General features: G+C 50.3%; 12 protein-coding genes and 1 pseudogene. 11 read left to right on the top strand and 2 right to left on the bottom strand.

Features of this window, described 5'->3' with window-relative positions; genetic code table 11:
- Positions 1-73 precede the first annotated feature (73 nt).
- Complete coding sequence (locus tag G9G54_RS05970) at positions 74-2494, top strand: rhamnogalacturonan lyase (protein WP_165176641.1); 2421 nt, start codon at positions 74-76, stop codon at positions 2492-2494.
- Between the two features lie 393 nt (positions 2495-2887).
- Here G9G54_RS05970 and G9G54_RS05965 read toward each other — a convergent pair whose 3' ends face one another.
- Both G9G54_RS05965 and G9G54_RS05960 read right to left on the bottom strand, forming a co-directional pair.
- Positions 2888-3760: a DNA-binding protein gene (locus tag G9G54_RS05965; protein ID WP_165176639.1), complete on the bottom strand. Its 873-nt coding sequence runs from the start codon at positions 3758-3760 to the stop codon at positions 2888-2890.
- Between the two features lie 258 nt (positions 3761-4018).
- Entirely contained in the window at positions 4019-4519 is a 501-nt protein-coding gene (locus G9G54_RS05960) for a hypothetical protein (protein ID WP_061831006.1), read from the bottom strand.
- A gap of 789 nt (positions 4520-5308) precedes the next feature.
- On the opposite strand from G9G54_RS05960, the pseudogene G9G54_RS25425 reads away from it, so the two are divergent.
- The 10 genes and pseudogenes from G9G54_RS25425 to G9G54_RS05910 form a co-directional block, all read left to right on the top strand.
- Positions 5309-5641: pseudogene (locus G9G54_RS25425) on the top strand (GH32 C-terminal domain-containing protein); the annotation flags it as partial.
- 271 nt (positions 5642-5912) lie between these two features.
- The gene (gene nifB / locus G9G54_RS05950; protein WP_165176637.1) at positions 5913-7412 is read left to right on the top strand and encodes a nitrogenase cofactor biosynthesis protein NifB; all 1500 of its coding nucleotides are present in this window, start codon (positions 5913-5915) and stop codon (positions 7410-7412) included.
- Between the two features lie 6 nt (positions 7413-7418).
- Positions 7419-8285: a nitrogenase iron protein gene (nifH, locus tag G9G54_RS05945; RefSeq protein WP_023987270.1), complete on the top strand. Its 867-nt coding sequence runs from the start codon at positions 7419-7421 to the stop codon at positions 8283-8285.
- Between the two features lie 88 nt (positions 8286-8373).
- Positions 8374-9822 carry a nitrogenase molybdenum-iron protein alpha chain gene (nifD, locus tag G9G54_RS05940; RefSeq protein WP_165176636.1) on the top strand — a complete coding sequence of 483 codons (1449 nt, stop codon included), beginning with the start codon at positions 8374-8376 and terminating at the stop codon, positions 9820-9822.
- Positions 9819-11348 (top strand): nitrogenase molybdenum-iron protein subunit beta, encoded by a 1530-nt coding sequence (gene nifK / locus G9G54_RS05935; RefSeq protein WP_165176634.1) that lies wholly within the window; start codon positions 9819-9821, stop codon positions 11346-11348. Before nifD ends, nifK begins: the two co-directional genes overlap by 4 nt.
- A gap of 79 nt (positions 11349-11427) precedes the next feature.
- Complete coding sequence (gene nifE / locus G9G54_RS05930) at positions 11428-12789, top strand: nitrogenase iron-molybdenum cofactor biosynthesis protein NifE (RefSeq protein ID WP_165176633.1); 1362 nt, start codon at positions 11428-11430, stop codon at positions 12787-12789.
- Entirely contained in the window at positions 12779-14086 is a 1308-nt protein-coding gene (nifN, locus tag G9G54_RS05925) for a nitrogenase iron-molybdenum cofactor biosynthesis protein NifN (RefSeq protein WP_165176631.1), read from the top strand. Before nifE ends, nifN begins: the two co-directional genes overlap by 11 nt.
- Positions 14083-14472, top strand: coding sequence for a NifB/NifX family molybdenum-iron cluster-binding protein (locus tag G9G54_RS05920; protein WP_165176629.1), 390 nt, complete (start codon positions 14083-14085; stop codon positions 14470-14472). Before nifN ends, G9G54_RS05920 begins: the two co-directional genes overlap by 4 nt.
- A 103-nt stretch (positions 14473-14575) precedes the next feature.
- Positions 14576-15340 (top strand): HesA/MoeB/ThiF family protein, encoded by a 765-nt coding sequence (locus G9G54_RS05915; protein WP_165176627.1) that lies wholly within the window; start codon positions 14576-14578, stop codon positions 15338-15340.
- Positions 15318-16454: a homocitrate synthase/isopropylmalate synthase family protein gene (locus G9G54_RS05910; RefSeq protein ID WP_165176626.1), complete on the top strand. Its 1137-nt coding sequence runs from the start codon at positions 15318-15320 to the stop codon at positions 16452-16454. Before G9G54_RS05915 ends, G9G54_RS05910 begins: the two co-directional genes overlap by 23 nt.
- Positions 16455-16691: the final 237 nt, after the last annotated feature.

Genomic DNA, 16691 nt, shown 5'->3' with positions numbered 1-16691 from the left:
ATTTAATTTATGTAAGCGCAATCATTTCAGGTATTAGCTTGTCATCACAATACAATTGAGGAGGACGACCTGAATGGCTCGAGGGAAAGGCGCATGGCGAAAGGGAAGCTTGACCGCCGCGTTGGCAGCGATGCTGGCGATGACGGGGGCGACTGGAGGAGTGGCTGCGGAAGACTTGTCCGAACCCACACTGCAGGCGGAATCAGTAATCGCAGTAGAACAGAACCGTAGCGGCAGCATTCAGCTGGAAAAGCTGGATCGCGGACTGGTAGCTGCGGTGACGCAGGAGGGGGTATTTTTAAGCTGGCGGTTATTGGCTCAAGAAGTGAACGGTTACGGTCCAACGGGGCTGACAGGAGCGGACTTTAACGTATACCGTGACGGTAAGAAGATCGCGACGGTGACCGACAGCACCAACTATGTGGATAAGGAAGGAACCGGAAATGCGGTGTACAGAGTAGCTTCAGTCGTAAAAGGCAAAGAAAAGGATCGTAGCGCCAAAGTGAAGCCATGGCAGCAGGGTTACTATGAACTTCCTCTTCAAAAGCCTGCCGATGGTGTAACACCAGCGGGTGAATCCTATACCTATTCGGCCAACGACATGAGTGTGGGGGATGTGGATGGAGACGGGCAATATGAATTTTTTATAAAATGGGACCCGTCGAACTCCAAGGATGTATCTCAGAAGGGGTATACCGGAAATACGTATGTCGATGCGTATACGGCCGAAGGCAAGCTGTTGTATCGGATCGACTTGGGCGTGAATATTCGATCAGGTGCACATTATACACAGATGATGGTGTACGATTTTGACGGCGATGGTAAAGCCGAGCTGATGTTCAAAACGGCTCCAGGGACCAAAACGATTTCTTTTGATAAGAAGGGCAAGCCGAAAAAAGAAAAATATATTACTCTGCCACGCGAGGATCGCAAAGCAGGGATTACACATGAGGACGATTACCGTTTGAGTCGCTCGGATTATTATGAGCATGTGGTGAACATGTTCATGAACTGGACGAAGCATGAAGAAGTGGTCAAGGGACAATGGCCTGCTACGCTGGAGGAATGCTTTGGCATCGCTCCGAAGTACAGTTATCCGTTATCCCGAAAGGATGCGGAAAGCCTGACAGACTACTTTATGGATGTATATGCACCATCACGGAGCGACAAAAACAAGCTGAGAGAGTTCGAGGGCTTTATTGTTGATGGACCGGAGTACTTGACGATTTTCAAGGGGAAAACGGGAGCTGAGCTGGATACCATCCGCTATGAGCCGGAGCGTCATGACGATGGCCTCATGTGGGGTGACTATGCTATGGCCCGAATTGAACCCGCCAACCGTGTAGACCGCTTCCTGGCAGGTGTGGCTTACTTGGACGGGCGCAAGCCGTACGCTGTATTTGCACGGGGCTATTATACGCGTTCCACCTTGGCTACCTACACATGGGATGGTCGCCATCTCCAAAAACATTGGATGGTAGACAGTGGCTGGGCACCAATGACCAATCCATTTAACGATAGTCCGCATGGACGTGATGGAACGGACCCGAAATTTGGCACCTTGACCACACAAGGAGCGCATTCTTTGAGCATGGTGGATGTGGATGGTGACGGCAAGGACGAAATCGTATACGGTTCTGCCACGATTGACCATGATGGCAACCTGTTGTACAGCTCATTTGATGTCATGCCTCCTGAAAGCGCAACTCCGGGTCAAACCGCCAGATTGGGCCATGGCGATGCGCTGCATGTCACCGATATTGACCCGGATCGCCCCGGCAAAGAAATCTTTATGGTACATGAAGGCGGCACTTACGCTCCATATGGCTATTCTTTGCGGGATGCCAAAACAGGTGAAATCATTTACGGCGCATATTCCGGCAAGGATACAGGTCGGGGAATGGTCGGTGACATCGACCCGGATCAGCGAGGTCTGGAGACCTGGGCCATAGGCCTGTGGACCGCAGCAGGTAAACAGCTGGATACGAAGATGCCCGGCACCAATATGAGTATCAAATGGGCAGCTGATATGACCACACAAATCGTAAACGGCGCAATTGATGTAACCCCAACCATTGAGGATTGGAAACGAGGTACATTGTTGACCGCTACTGGAACCAAAACGAACAACTATACGAAAGGAACGCCATCGCTGGTAGCCGACATTTTCGGAGATTGGCGCGAGGAAATGCTCGTCCGCACAGCGGATAGCTCAGCAATCCGTATCTATCTGAGCACAGAACCTACGACGCATAAATTGTACACGTTGATGCATGATCCGCAGTATCGCACGGATGTGGCGCGTCAAAATACCGGGTATAACCAGCCGTCCTACACGAGCTTTTATTTTGCATCCGATATGGATTGGGCGAATGTGCCGATTCCCAAGCTCTACACGCCAAAAGCCTTGATGGAGGAAGAGAGCAGTGACGAAGCGGATGAAGTAGAGGCAGCAGTCCCAGTAGTTCCTGTAGTTCCAGCAGAGGATTTATAAACGACTAGCTGAAGCCTAAGATTCTACTTCCGCATATAAATTAGTTAATGGATTTAGAAAAAAGGCAAGCCTCTGAATTTTAGAGGCTTGCCTTTCTGTATTCAAAAGTTTAAGAGTATAGACGACTCTATCCATGTAGGCATTTCTGGTTTTAGACCACCTCTAAAATAGCAGATCTGTTGAAAGCAGCGGAGAGGACGGAACGATTGCGAAAAAGCGTCAGTGGTCGCATATGACCCCAAATATTAAAGAACCATCAATGTCAGGAGGACTTCCCCAACACTGATGGTTCTCATTACAGAAAATCACATTTAGTTCCAACCGTGATTTTCTGGTGAAAAAGTTGTAAAAGATCCTGTGTTGCTGCTGGTAAAGCCACTTAGGGGGACAATACTAACGAGAGCGAATATCACCATCACAGATACTAACGCCTTCTTCATGCTTCAACAGCTCCTTACAAAGATTTTGATACTGCTCTGTTTGCTTATTTGAAGCATACTGCCGATAAACCTCAAATAGTACAACAAACTTTTTAAAGTCCGCATCATTAATCATATTATAAGATGTTAAAAACAGTAAAATAAGCTGTACAGAATCTTGATACCTTTGATGTTTAGCATAGTAAATAGCCCGATGATACAAGAATCTAAAATAGTGAGTTCTATTTGTAGTATCTTCGAGATTTCCAAAATCCTCGATTTTTTCTGAGAATTTTTCAAGTAGATCATCTATATTAATCGAATGAAGCGAAGCTGTCTCCATGATCGTGACGAGTCCGGGCAATAACTCTTCCGGATTATCTTCTAAAAATTGAACATACTCAGGTAGCACGCTCAATTTTCCAGACAGCAAATCATTCGTATACAGATTTGCTTTAGCAAAAAATTTGAATCGATCGACTTCTTCCCAGCCGATTTTGTCCAACCCCGAAAACCAGCCTAATTCCGAATACTTCAAAATATACTCTCTGGCCTGATCGTACAAACCGAGTTTTTGAAGAGCCGTTCCCTTGGCCAGATAGCTGAACCCGTAATAGAATACCAAAGGCCGTTCTGCCTTAAAGAGATAAGGCAATTTTTGCAAGCTTGCTTCTTGCGCTTCGTTATACATTTTCTCAGCAAGGCTGTGCAAATGATCGGCTATGGCCAATATATCTTCCCAGGCATGTTGAGAGAACCGCAAATGAAGTAATTCAATACATTTATCCAATCTATGATGATCCGTTAATAAATAAGTAGCGTCTTTCCCTTCCAAAACTTCTTCCATCCAACTTCCTCCCATAGTTTTTTTCGTAATATATGGAGTATGTACACCAAGATGTGAGTTCCAGAAATTATAACAATATAATACAAATATAGTCATTTTCTGTCCAGTGGTCAATTTTTTCTTACATAAATGCTAATTTTTTGTATTGTCTGATATGCTAAAAGATTTATTCAAACTACGATATGACCTAAAAAAATAAAACAAAGAAGCTCCAGACCGACGACGAAGGTCTGAAGCTCTCTTTGTTTTGATCAGCTATTATTTTGCGTCCGAAGGCAATGAACCGGCTACGCCCCATACTTCCACATTAACTTTGTTTGAACCACCACGGAACTGAATTGTATATCGTCCGGAACGCATAGCATCAGCACTTCTCCAAACAGTTTCACTGTTTTTGCTGATTGTCTGGCCGTCAACATACGCTTTACCAGAATCATTGTGTTCTACAGTAAAATCAACTGGGGCATTTGCATAGTTTCTAATGCGCAATTTAACATACCCGAAACCCTTAGGAACCTCGAAGCTGCCTGGTGCAGTTGCACTTCCCCCTACAGTAAAGTTAAAGGAATTTCCCACGCTTTGAGGAGTTATAACATGGTCGCTAGTAGTTGTTGTACCAGCATCTTGGGGTGCAGTAGTGGATGTATTTGCAGAATCAGTTACAGCATCTGAATCCGCAAAGATCGCACTGGGCACGGCAATAGCTCCTCCTAGTAAACCTAAAGATAAGGCTGACGCAATTAAATGTTTTTTCTTCACTGATTATTCCTCCCTATATTTGTATAAAACTACCACCTTATTATACTAAAAGATTCCACTTATTGTAGTGTTTCGACAAAAAAATAGTAATATAGTATTAAATATATTATTTATTTCCATATTAATCCTGAATTTAATTGTTCGTATTTACTCAAAAATCTGTTTGGATTTCCTGGACTCATTTGGCTCGTTTTACTCCGAAAATCCGAACAATTTCCCAGACAGTTTATTGGGATGAATAAAAAAATGGAACAATGCTTTCATATTATCAGAGCATCGCAAGAGCATTAATGAGTTTTATTACCCAAAACGATGTTCTCCAACCTGTATTAAGCTCTGATCAATTAGAAGAACTAAATTATGCCGTACTTCAATATTTTGATTGTTCGTTGTGTTGTAGAGATTACCTATTATCGGCAGAAAGCTATTCATCGCATCACTGGTACTTTGATAAAGTGTGATCTTATCAGCCTTAGCTCTACAGTATCATGCCAGTCATCCTAATTCAGATTTTGATGTTTGCGTTACAATAGTTGCAGCTGGAGCTAAAATAGGAGCTACAAGTGGTCTTTGGTTGCTGCAGCGGGTGCGGCACTAGAGACAGGTGGCGGAGTACCTCAGCACGGATGGCTTGTAGAAGGTTAACGGGATCTGTTCAAGGCGTGATGTAATTTGGGTCTCCAACAATCCTGAGATTGTCAAGATCACTGCGTCCGAGGACGTTAGCGTGCTAATGGAGGCGGTTGCCCCGGGAGAAGCTGTTGTTACGGCTTCCGATTCGGGGAATAAGGAAGTGCGGGATCACTGATATTTCGCGCCAATGCTGACGGAACGAGTGGCTATTACCTGAATTTGGACCTCAATATGAAATCGATTCGTCTGTTCTATAAAAAAGACGGCCGTTTCGAGGATCAGCAGGTGCTTGCCAAGGTTCCAAGATTCGTTCTGCCGGAAATGTTTCATCATATTAAAATCGTGGCAGAGGGCCTGCGCATTCGCATTGACGTAGACGGTGAGCATGTCATCGACCTGGAAGAGGGTACGTTTACCGAGGGACATGTGGGTGTGAATGTATTTGGAGGGCAGGCGTTTTACCAATATGTAAGGATCGAGCCAATTTGAATTTCTTGTCTCAATAGGAGAGCCGTATCTACGGACTCTCTTTTTTTACGTCTTGATGTTATTGAGAATATGAAATGTAACCGCACACATGTAAAGTGTACGATATATTACTTGACGTAAAATTTGACACATATGTGAATTGAGGATAAATGTCAGGGATTTCATGGAGAAGCGAATTGACTGTATTTGTCCCTGTCTCTAAGATGTAATTATATTCCAGACAAAAACAGAGAATTGTGTAAGGGAATATAACGTAGAGAGGAGGGAATGAATGGACTCTTTAGCTGATCTCTCGGAAACCCCCTTAGCATTGGACACCCTTAGACGACATCCCTGTTATAACGAAGAGGCACATCGCTATTTTGCGCGCATTCATCTTCCAGTAGCCCCGGCATGCAATATTCAGTGCCATTATTGCAACCGCAAATTCGATTGCGTCAATGAAAGCCGTCCCGGCGTTGTTAGTGAACTGCTCACGCCGGAGCAGGCGGCGAGCAAGACCTATGGCGTAGCGGCACAGCTGATGCAACTGTCCGTTGTCGGCATTGCGGGACCTGGAGATCCGCTGGCCAATGCGGAGGCAACCTTCGATACCTTCCGCCGGGTCCGTGAGACAGTTAAGGATGTCATATTCTGTCTCAGCACGAATGGCCTTACCTTGATCAGGCATATCGACAGGATTGTAGAGTTGGGTATTTCGCATGTCACGATCACGATCAATGCTGTAGATCCAGTGGTGGGGAGCCACATTTATGGATGGGTCTACGATGAAGGAAAACGCTATGCAGGAGAGGAGGCCGCGCGGCTGTTGATTGACCGCCAGCTGGCAGGCTTGAAGATGCTGGCTTCGAGAGGCGTATTGTGCAAGGTAAACTCGGTGCTGATTCCCGAAGTCAATGATGCCCATCTGCCAGAGGTAGCCAGGGTGGTCAAGGAGCACGGCGCGGTACTGCACAACATTATGCCGCTCATCATCGCACCCGGCAGTTGGTATGAGCAGGAAGGGATGCGGGCCCCCCGTCCCCGTCTGGTCCGGCAGCTGCAGGAGCAATGTGCTGAGGCGGGAGCTGTCATTATGCGCCATTGCCGTCAGTGCAGAGCGGATGCGATTGGACTGCTGGGCGAGGATCGCAATCAGGATTTTACATGGGAGAACATTGCGGCTGCTCCTCCCATGGATGAAGAGGCAAGGGCACAATTTCAGAAAGAACTGGATGAGAAGGTGAGAGTGAGAATGGAACGCAAGGAGGGACAATCGCACCACAAAAAAACGTCAACCGGGGTTGGATGTAGCTGCCCGTTATCGGAGGATAAGCCTGAAGCAAGCTTTACCTCAAAGCCAGTCCTAATCGCTGTGGCCAGTCGTGGCGGAGGGAAGGTGAATCAGCATTTCGGTCGTGCCAAGGAATTCATGATCTATGAAAGCGACGGGACTATCGTAAATTTCATAGGCATTCGTAAGGTGCAATCCTACTGCCATGGGAAAGCCGATTGCAATGGAGACAAGGTCGAGACGATGAAGGAGATCCTTTCCATGGTGCATGACTGTGCATTGCTGCTGTCGTCCGGCATAGGCGAAGCCCCCAAAGAGGCATTGCAGGATGCTGGCGTGCTGCCTATTGTATGCGGCGGGGATATTGAGGAATCCGTTCTGGAATATGTAAAATTTCTGCGTTATATGTATCCTGTGCAGAGCAATAAGGGAAGTAAGCGCAATAAGGGAGTTAAGGGCAATCATTCGGATTTACCCATTGAACATTTTGGAGGCTGAGAAAATATGAGACAAATTGCGTTTTACGGTAAAGGCGGTATCGGCAAATCGACAACCTCGCAGAATACACTGGCTCAGCTCGCGACCAAATTCAAACAAAAAATTATGATCGTAGGCTGTGATCCCAAGGCAGACTCCACCCGTCTTATTCTGAATACGAAGGCCCAACAGACAGTGCTACATCTGGCTGCTGAAAGGGGCACGGTAGAGGATTTGGAGCTGGAGGATGTTGTCCAAAAGGGCTTCGGTGACATTCTGAACGTGGAATGCGGCGGGCCAGAGCCTGGTGTCGGCTGTGCAGGACGCGGCATCATCACAGCCATTAATTTTCTGGAGGAAGAGGGGGCCTACGAAGGGCTGGATTTTGTTTCCTACGATGTACTGGGGGACGTTGTATGCGGGGGCTTCGCCATGCCGATCCGGGAGAAGAAGGCTCAGGAAATCTACATTGTATGCTCAGGCGAGATGATGGCTATGTACGCTGCCAACAATATTGCGCGCGGGATATTGAAGTATGCCAACAGCGGCGGGGTGCGTTTGGGCGGCTTAATCTGCAACAGCCGGAATACGGACCTGGAAGCGGAATTGATTACAGAGCTTGCAAGAAGACTGAACACGCAGATGATCCACTTTTTGCCGCGTGACAATGTCGTGCAGCACGCTGAGCTGCGCCGTATGACCGTTACCCAATATAACCCGGAACATAAGCAGGCTGCGGAGTATGAAGAGCTGGCAGGTAAGATTTTGAATAACGATATGCTAACGGTTCCGACTCCCATTTCCATGGAAGATCTGGAGGATCTGTTGATGGAATTCGGCATTATTGAGGATGAAGAAACCGCAATTAACAAAGCTGAGGCGTCCGGGCAGTAGGCTCCAGCTAGAAGGCTTAATGACGGAACCAACGTGTGATGATGGGGGGAGCTGAACGCGTAGCTCGCAGGAGGGAGGAATAGGCCAAATGAGCAGTATTGTGGATAAGGGAAAGCAGATCGTAGAGGAGATACTGGAGGTATATCCCAAGAAGGCCAAGAAGGACCGGACCAAGCATTTTGAGATCGCGGATGAGGAGCTTGTGAACTGCGGAACCTGTTCCATTAAGTCCAACATGAAATCACGGCCCGGCGTTATGACAGCAAGGGGCTGTGCTTATGCAGGCTCCAAGGGTGTGGTATGGGGCCCGATTAAAGACATGGTGCACATTAGCCATGGTCCCATCGGCTGCGGGCAATACAGTTGGGGTACCCGACGCAATTATGCGAATGGGGTATTGGGCATCGATAATTTTACCGCCATGCAGATTACAAGCAATTTTCAGGAAAAGGATATCGTGTTCGGCGGAGATAAGAAGTTGGAGGTGATCTGCCGGGAAATTAAGGAGATGTTCCCGCTGGCTAAAGGCATCTCCGTACAATCTGAATGTCCGGTCGGACTGATTGGTGATGATATCGGGGCCGTGGCTAAGAAGATGACAGAGGAGCTGGGCATTCCGGTCATTCCTGTACGCTGTGAAGGCTTTCGTGGGGTGAGTCAGTCTCTGGGCCATCACATTGCCAATGATGCTATCCGCGATTTTCTGATGGGGCGCCGCGAGCTGAAGGAGTCTGGGCCTTATGATGTCTCCATTATCGGGGACTACAATATCGGCGGTGATGCCTGGGCCTCACGCATTTTGCTGGAGGAAATGGGACTGCGGGTCATAGCGCAGTGGTCGGGTGATGGTACGATCAATGAGCTGGGGATTGCCCATAAATCCAAGCTCAATCTGATCCATTGTCATCGTTCCATGAATTATATGTGCACAACGATGGAGCAGGAATACGGAATTCCCTGGATGGAATATAACTTCTTTGGCCCGACGAAGACGATGGAGAGCCTCAGAGCGATTGCTGCCCGCTTTGACGAGACGATTCAGGAAAAATGTGAGCAGGTCATCGCCCAATATATGCCGCAGATGGAGGCGGTCATCCGTAAATACCGCCCACGTCTGGAAGGCAAAAAGGTGATGCTTCTGATTGGCGGACTGCGGGCAAGGCATACCATTGGTGCCTATGAGGATCTGGGTATGGAAATTGTGGCTACAGGCTATGAATTTGCCCATAAGGATGATTACGAAAAGACGTTTCCCGATGTAAAGGAAGGCACTGTTTTGTACGATGATCCAACGGCATATGAACTGGAAGAATTGGCCCAGCGGCTGAATATTGACTTAATGGGCGCCGGAGTCAAGGAGAAATACGTGTATCACAAAATGGGCATTCCCTTCCGTCAAATGCACTCTTGGGATTACAGCGGGCCTTATCATGGTTTTGACGGCTTTAAGATTTTTGCGCGTGATATGGATATGACCATAAACAGTCCAGTATGGAGCCTGCTGCCGTCCCGGCAGACTGCGGAGGTGCCGGTATGAGCGAGCGTCTGAACATTGTCGATCACAATCAGCTGTTTCGGCAGGATAAATATGTGCGCCAGCGTGAGGAGAAACGGGCCTTCGAGGCCCCTTGCTCGCCAGAGGAGGTTACCGCCACCCTAGAGTACACCAAGACCAAGGAATACAAGGATAAGAATTTCGCTCGTACATCTGTAGTCGTGAACCCGGCCAAGGCTTGTCAGCCGCTGGGAGCGGTCATGGCTGCGCTGGGCTTCGAAAAAACGCTCCCGTTCATTCATGGCTCACAGGGCTGTACGGCTTATTTCCGCAGCCATCTTGCCCGCCACTTCAAAGAGCCTGTTCCTGCCGTCTCCACCTCGATGACCGAGGATGCCGCCGTATTCGGCGGCATGCGCAACCTCATTGACGGTATAGAGAACTGCATTGCCTTGTATCAGCCGGAGATGATTGCGGTATGCACGACCTGTATGGCAGAGGTGATCGGGGATGATCTGTCTGCCTTCCTGGCCAATGCCCGTCAGGAGGGAGCCCTTCCCGAGGATATGCCGGTTCCTTTTGCCAATACCCCCAGCTTCTCCGGTTCACATATTACAGGCTATGACGCGATGCTGCGCTCTGTGCTGGAGACGTTGTATAACAAGTCAGGCCAGACGCCACAGCCTGGTCATGAATTGAAGCTGAATGTGCTGCTCGGGTTTGACGGATATACGGGCAATTTTGCGGAAATGCGGCGCATACTGGGGATGTTCGGCGTTACGTATACCATTCTAGGTGACCACAGCAGTAATTTTGATTCAGGAGCTACTGGAGAGTACAGCTACTATTACGGGGGAACGCCGCTTGAGGATGTGCCCAAGGCCGCAGATGCTGCCGGCACGTTGGCGATCCAGCAGTACTCTCTTCGTAAAACATTAGGTTATATGAAGCAAACCTGGGGGCAGCAGGTGTCCTCCATTTCCACACCGCTGGGCATCCGGGCTACAGATCGGTTGCTTGAGGAGATTAGCCGCCTGTCTGGAAGAGAAATTCCCGAGGCATTGAAGCAGGAGCGCGCCCGAATTGTGGATGCCATGATGGATTCGCATGCTTATCTGCACGGCAAACGAGTAGCTATGGCGGGAGACCCGGATATGCTCATCGGCCTGATTGGCTTTTGTCTGGAGCTGGGCATGGAGCCGGTGCATATTGTGTGCTCCAATGGGGACCGGAAATTTGAGAAGGAAGCAGAGCTTCTGCTGAAGTCCAGCCCTTACGGTGCAGAAGCCACGGTTCATTCCGGTCAGGATTTGTGGCATATGCGTTCGCTGCTGTTCCAGGACCCAGTAGACCTGGCTATTGGTAGCTCCCACCTGAAGTTCGCGGCGAAAGAAGCGAAAATTCCATTGCTCCGTGTGGGCTTTCCGATCTTCGACAGGCATCATCTGCATCGTTATCCGATTATCGGCTACCAGGGTGCGCTGAATCTGCTTACCCAATTCGTGAATACCGTACTGGATGTCATGGAGGAGCAGGCTCCGGATCATAGCTTTGATCTAGTGCGCTAATTGCTGTATCGCGTAGATGGAAGTTGACAGCTTGGCTTGTGATTTCAATGGATTCTATCTGAAATAAGGGGGTTTGCGGATGGAGCCGGCTGTGTCTAACGGAAGGCTGGAGGTATCCTGCGGCAACAAAATTCCCAAAAGCACGCCCTGTCCCCGGCCTGTGCCGGGGGAGGCTTCGGGTGGCTGCTCCTTTGACGGGGCCCAGATTACACTGATCCCCATTGCAGATGCGGCTCATCTGGTGCACGGGCCGATTGCGTGTCTCGGCAATAGCTGGGAGAGCAGAGGCAGCCTGTCCAGCGGCCCGGAGCTGTCGGCGTATGGCTTCACTACTGATCTTGGAGAACAGGACATCATTTTTGGTAGTGAACAAAAGCTGCATGAATCGATCCGCTACATCGTCAGCCGCTTTGCTCCTCCCGCTGTATTCGTCTATACCACATGCGTCACAGCCCTCACCGGTGAAGATATCGAGGGAGTTTGCAAGGCTGAATCGGAGCAGCTGGGAACGCCGATCATTCCGGTGAACAGCCCGGGATTTGTGGGCAGCAAGAATCTCGGGACCCGGCTGGCCGGAGACGTGCTGTTCCAGCATATTATCGGCAGCACCGAGCCGGAACAGACAACCTCCCATGATATCAATCTCATTGGGGAATACAATATCGCCGGCGAGATGTGGCATATCGAGCGGCTGATGCAGCAGGCGGGAATGAGTATCCTGTCCCGAATTACCGGAGACGGTCGGTTCCGTGAGGTGGGATGGGCGCATCGTGCCAAGGCCAATATGGTCGTATGCAGCCGGGCTTTGCTGGGTCTGGCAGTCCAAATGGAGCGTAAATACGGCATTCCTTATTTTGAAGGTTCATTTTATGGAGCAAAGGAGACGAGTTATTCCTTGCGGCAGATGGCTTACCTGACCGGAGATCGTGATGTGGAGCGACGGGTAGATAAGCTGGCCGCACGGGAGGAAATGAGGCTATCGCTGGAGCTGGAGCCCTACCGCAAGCAACTGAAAGGAAAGCGGGCAGTGCTCTATACCGGGGGTGTAAAGAGCTGGTCTGTCATTACGGCTTTGCAGGAGCTGGGCATTAAGGTGGTTGGTGTAGGCACGAACAAAAGCACTGCCGAGGATGTATCCCGGATTGCTGACCGTATCGGAGATGATGCGGAATACATCCCGGAAGGCGGCGCCCGGCAGATTCTCAAGACCGTACGGAGCCGCAAGGCAGACATGGTCATTGCCGGGGGCCGGAACATGTATATGGCGCTGAAGGAACAAATTCCTTTTGTGGACATCAATCAAGAACGGCACAAAGCCTATGCGGGCTATGACGGGCTGTTATCTCTGGCGAAACAGCTTGTGCATACGCTACAGCATCCGGTATGGGAACTGACCGCCAAATTGGCTCCATGGGAGGAGGAGACGGAATTTGCCGATTAAATCCGCCACGAAGCCTGTCAGTGTCAACCCGCTCAAGGTAGGACAGCCTTTGGGTGGCGTGCTGGCTCTGCAGGGGATGTATCGCTCAATGCCTTTGCTGCACGGCGCTCAGGGCTGCTCGGCCTTCTCCAAGGCGCTGCTGACTCGCCATTTTCGAGAGCCGATTGCCGTTCAGACCTCTGCGCTGCAAGAGATGGACGTTATATTTGATGCAGACCGGAATCTGGAGGAGGCGCTGGATCATATCTGGTCCAAACACCATCCAGATGTCATCGGCGTTATCAGCACGGCCCTCACCGAGGTGGCAGGCGTTGATTTTCAGTCTAGGGTAAAGGCGTTCAAGCGAGAACGGGCATTGAAGGACAGTCTGCTGTTTTCTGTATCGCTGCCTGATTTTCACGGCTCTCTGGAGACGGGCTACAGCAGTACAGTAGAGTCGCTAATGGATGCCGTACTCGGGTTAGCCGGAGGCAAGTCCCCCAAAAAACAGCGCCGGACGCAGGTCAATCTGCTGCCGGCTTCTTATCTGACTGCCGGTGATGTCATGGAAATCAAGGATATTATCGCTTCCTTCGGCCTAGAGGTTATTACACTCCCCGATATCTCCACTTCCTTGTCCGGTCACCTGCTGACAGGTTTTTCCCCTTTGACGAGAGGGGGGACTCCCCTGGATTCAGCCTGCCAGATGCTGAAGTCTTCCTGCACCATTGCCATTGGCGCGAGCATGGAGCGTCCGGCGCGCAGGCTGACTCATGCCGCAGGCATTCCCTACCACTTGTTCACGGGTCTGTCTGGCTTGGCCGCGAGCGATGCGTTCATACATTTTCTGCAGAAAATCAGCCGCGAGCCAGCCCCTGTTCGCTTCCGCTGGCAGCGTGAAAATCTGTTGGACAGCATGCTGGATGCCCATTTCTATTATTCCGGTGCTTCCGCTGTAGTGGCGCTAGAACCGGATCATATGCTGTCGACCGCAGCCTGGCTGGAGGAGATGGGAGTGGAACTGAAACGGCTAATAACACCCTGCAGCACGCCCGCACTGCAAAAGACAGAACGGGAAGTCTGGATCGGTGATCTGGATGATGCAGAGGAGAGCGCGCAGGGCGCTGATTTGTGGATCAGCAATTCGCATGGAAGAAAGGGAGCGGCACGGGCTGGCGCCTCATTCGTGCCGGCAGGCTTGCCGGTGTATGACGAGCTGGGCGCCCACACATCCGTAAGCGTCGGATACCGTGGAACCATGGAGTGGGTGAACAAAGTAGGCAATGTATTGCTTGCCGAAGGGGGTAAGGGAGGATGAAGGTTGCATTTGCGACGGAAGACGGTGTGCTTGTGAATGCTCATTTTGGGCAGAGTCCTATGTTCACTGTATTCGAAATCCGGCACTCAGGCGTTCAGTTCCTGGAGCATCGGCGGATAGCCCTGGGGAGCGATGAGAACGAGGCGGGCAAGATCGCCAGCCGAATTGGCCTGATCGAGGATTGTGCCTTGATCTTTCTGGTACAGATCGGCGCTTCAGCCGCCGCACAGGTTACCAAACGGACCATTATGCCTGTGAAGGTGGCCTTCGGCAGCACCATTGAGGAGCAGGTCCAGCGTCTCCAGAATATGCTGGCTCGCAATCCGCCCATGTGGCTTGCCAAAATCCTGCATGCTGAGGAGGGCAGCGGCAAAGCCGGATCATGAGTCTTCAGTAAGGAAGAATAACCGAAGAACAACCAGATATGGTGTCAAGATCCTGCGGACCGAGTATCTTAAAGGCGGGAGCCGCACATGGAGGGGTGGACGAATGGTACAGCTGCTGGAAGACAGTAGATACGGACGCCAGTTGAAGCTGCTGGGAGTGGAAGGTCAGAACAAGCTAAAGCAAGCTACTGTTATGGTCGCAGGCATCGGAGGATTGGGAGGAACAGCGGCCATGTACCTAGCCGCTGCCGGAGTGGGGAAGCTGATATTGGCCCATGAGGGCTTAATCCATCTACCCGATATGAACCGGCAGGTGCTGATGGACAGCGGACGAATCGGGGAGGAACGGATGGAGACGGCATTGCAGCATTTGCATCGTATTAACCCAGAGACCCAACTTGAGGGCCACGCCCACAGAATCACGGAAGAATCCTCTGGACCATGGGTAGAAGCGGCGGATATCGTGATTGATGCACGGTACGACTTTCCGGAAAGATATGCGCTGAACAGACTATGTGTTCGACATGGCAGACCGATGATAGAAGCGGCCATGTACGCCTATGAAGTATCATTGATGACCATTGATCCCGGTAGGACGGCATGCCTGGAATGTCTCTACCCGGAAGGCGGACAGCCTTGGGAGCCTCTGGGATTCCCGGTTCTGGGAGCTACCTCGGGTTTAATTGGCTGTATGGCTGCACTGGAAGCGGTCAAATGGATTACAGATGCGGGCAATTTGTTCACTGACCGTATGTACCGTATGAATGTGCTGGATATGAGTAGCTGCACTATAGCGGTCAAACGCAACCCGCGTTGTCCTTGCTGCGGAACGGGAGGGGATATAGATGAGCCAGTTGCATATTTGTGATACGACACTTCGTGACGGAGAACAGGCTCCGGGCGTTGCCTTTTCGGCCGAGGAGAAAACTGAAATTGCCATCATGCTGGATTCAGCGGGGGTGGAGCAGGCTGAGATCGGAATTCCGGCAATGGGAAAGGCAGAGTGCGGGTCTATTGCCAGGATTGCTGCTCTCGGACTTCAGATGAAGCTAATGACCTGGAATCGCGCGGTGTTCACGGATATTGATGCAGCTGAATCGACAGGTGTGGGCTGGGCCCATATTTCGGTTCCCGTGTCGACGGTGCAGATGAAGGCCAAGCTGGGTATGAATCCTGAGCAGGTGACAGAGCTGATCCGCAAGTCTGTCGATTACGGTCAGTGTAAAGGATTGACTGTTTCCGTAGGCTTTGAGGATGCTTCAAGGGCAGATGACCTGTTCCTTGAGCAGTTGGCGAATCAGCTCTACAGGGATGGCATCCGGCGCTTCAGATATGCCGATACGCTGTCTGTTTACCATCCCGCTGCGATAGCTGCCCGTATAGACAGGCTTGTATTACGCGTGCCGCAGGATGTGGAGCTTGAGATTCACTGTCATAATGATTATGGCCTAGCGCTTGCCAATACCCTGGCAGCTTTGCAGGCGGGAGCTGTCTGGGCCAGTACCACGGTGTCAGGACTTGGGGAAAGGGCAGGCAATACGGCGCTGGAGGAGGTGGTGATGTCGTGGAGGGACCTATATCAAGGAACCTGCAGCGTCCGTCCCGAACTGCTGAACCCGCTGGCTGCACTGGTGTCCAAAGCCTCCAACCGAATCATTCCTGAAGGCAAGCCAATTGTGGGAGACATGGTATTCGCCCATGAATCCGGCATACATATCAACGGTCTGCTAAAGGAGCGTGCCGCCTATCAGACCCTTGATCCAACCGAGCTGGGCACTGACCATTCGTTCGTACTCGGCAAGCATTCGGGCAGAAGTGCAGTTCAATATATGCTGGAGCAGGAAGGAATCGAGGCAGGCTCCGGTGAAATCAAGTTTGTGCTGGAGCGGCTTCGCCTAGTCGGTGAAGATCCCAAGCGTGTCATCCATAGCGCGGACTTAAAGCGCTGGTTGCAGTATTATCCGGCAGAGCTGCCGAAATAATCAAAAAGGCGTTCCCGTCCGGTAAGTGTGACCGTGACTGGAACGCTTTCTTGTATATCTTTTAATTTCACAACCGGAGTCCCAATTTGCTGGTTAAACGCAGCCGTTCAGAAGGGTATAATAAAATATAGTGCTGTATAAAGTGCGTATATATGGTTTTACAGCAGACAGGTTCGAATCTTATAACCATGACACGCTGATCTGGAAGGACGGCTATGGGCAATTGGAGGAATGCTT

Source organism: Paenibacillus sp. EKM212P (genome assembly GCF_011066115.1).
GTDB classification, from domain to species: Bacteria; Bacillota; Bacilli; order Paenibacillales; family Paenibacillaceae; genus Paenibacillus; species Paenibacillus polymyxa_B.
Note: the sequence above shows the minus strand (reverse complement) of the source record. Positions and strands in the feature narration are given on the sequence as shown.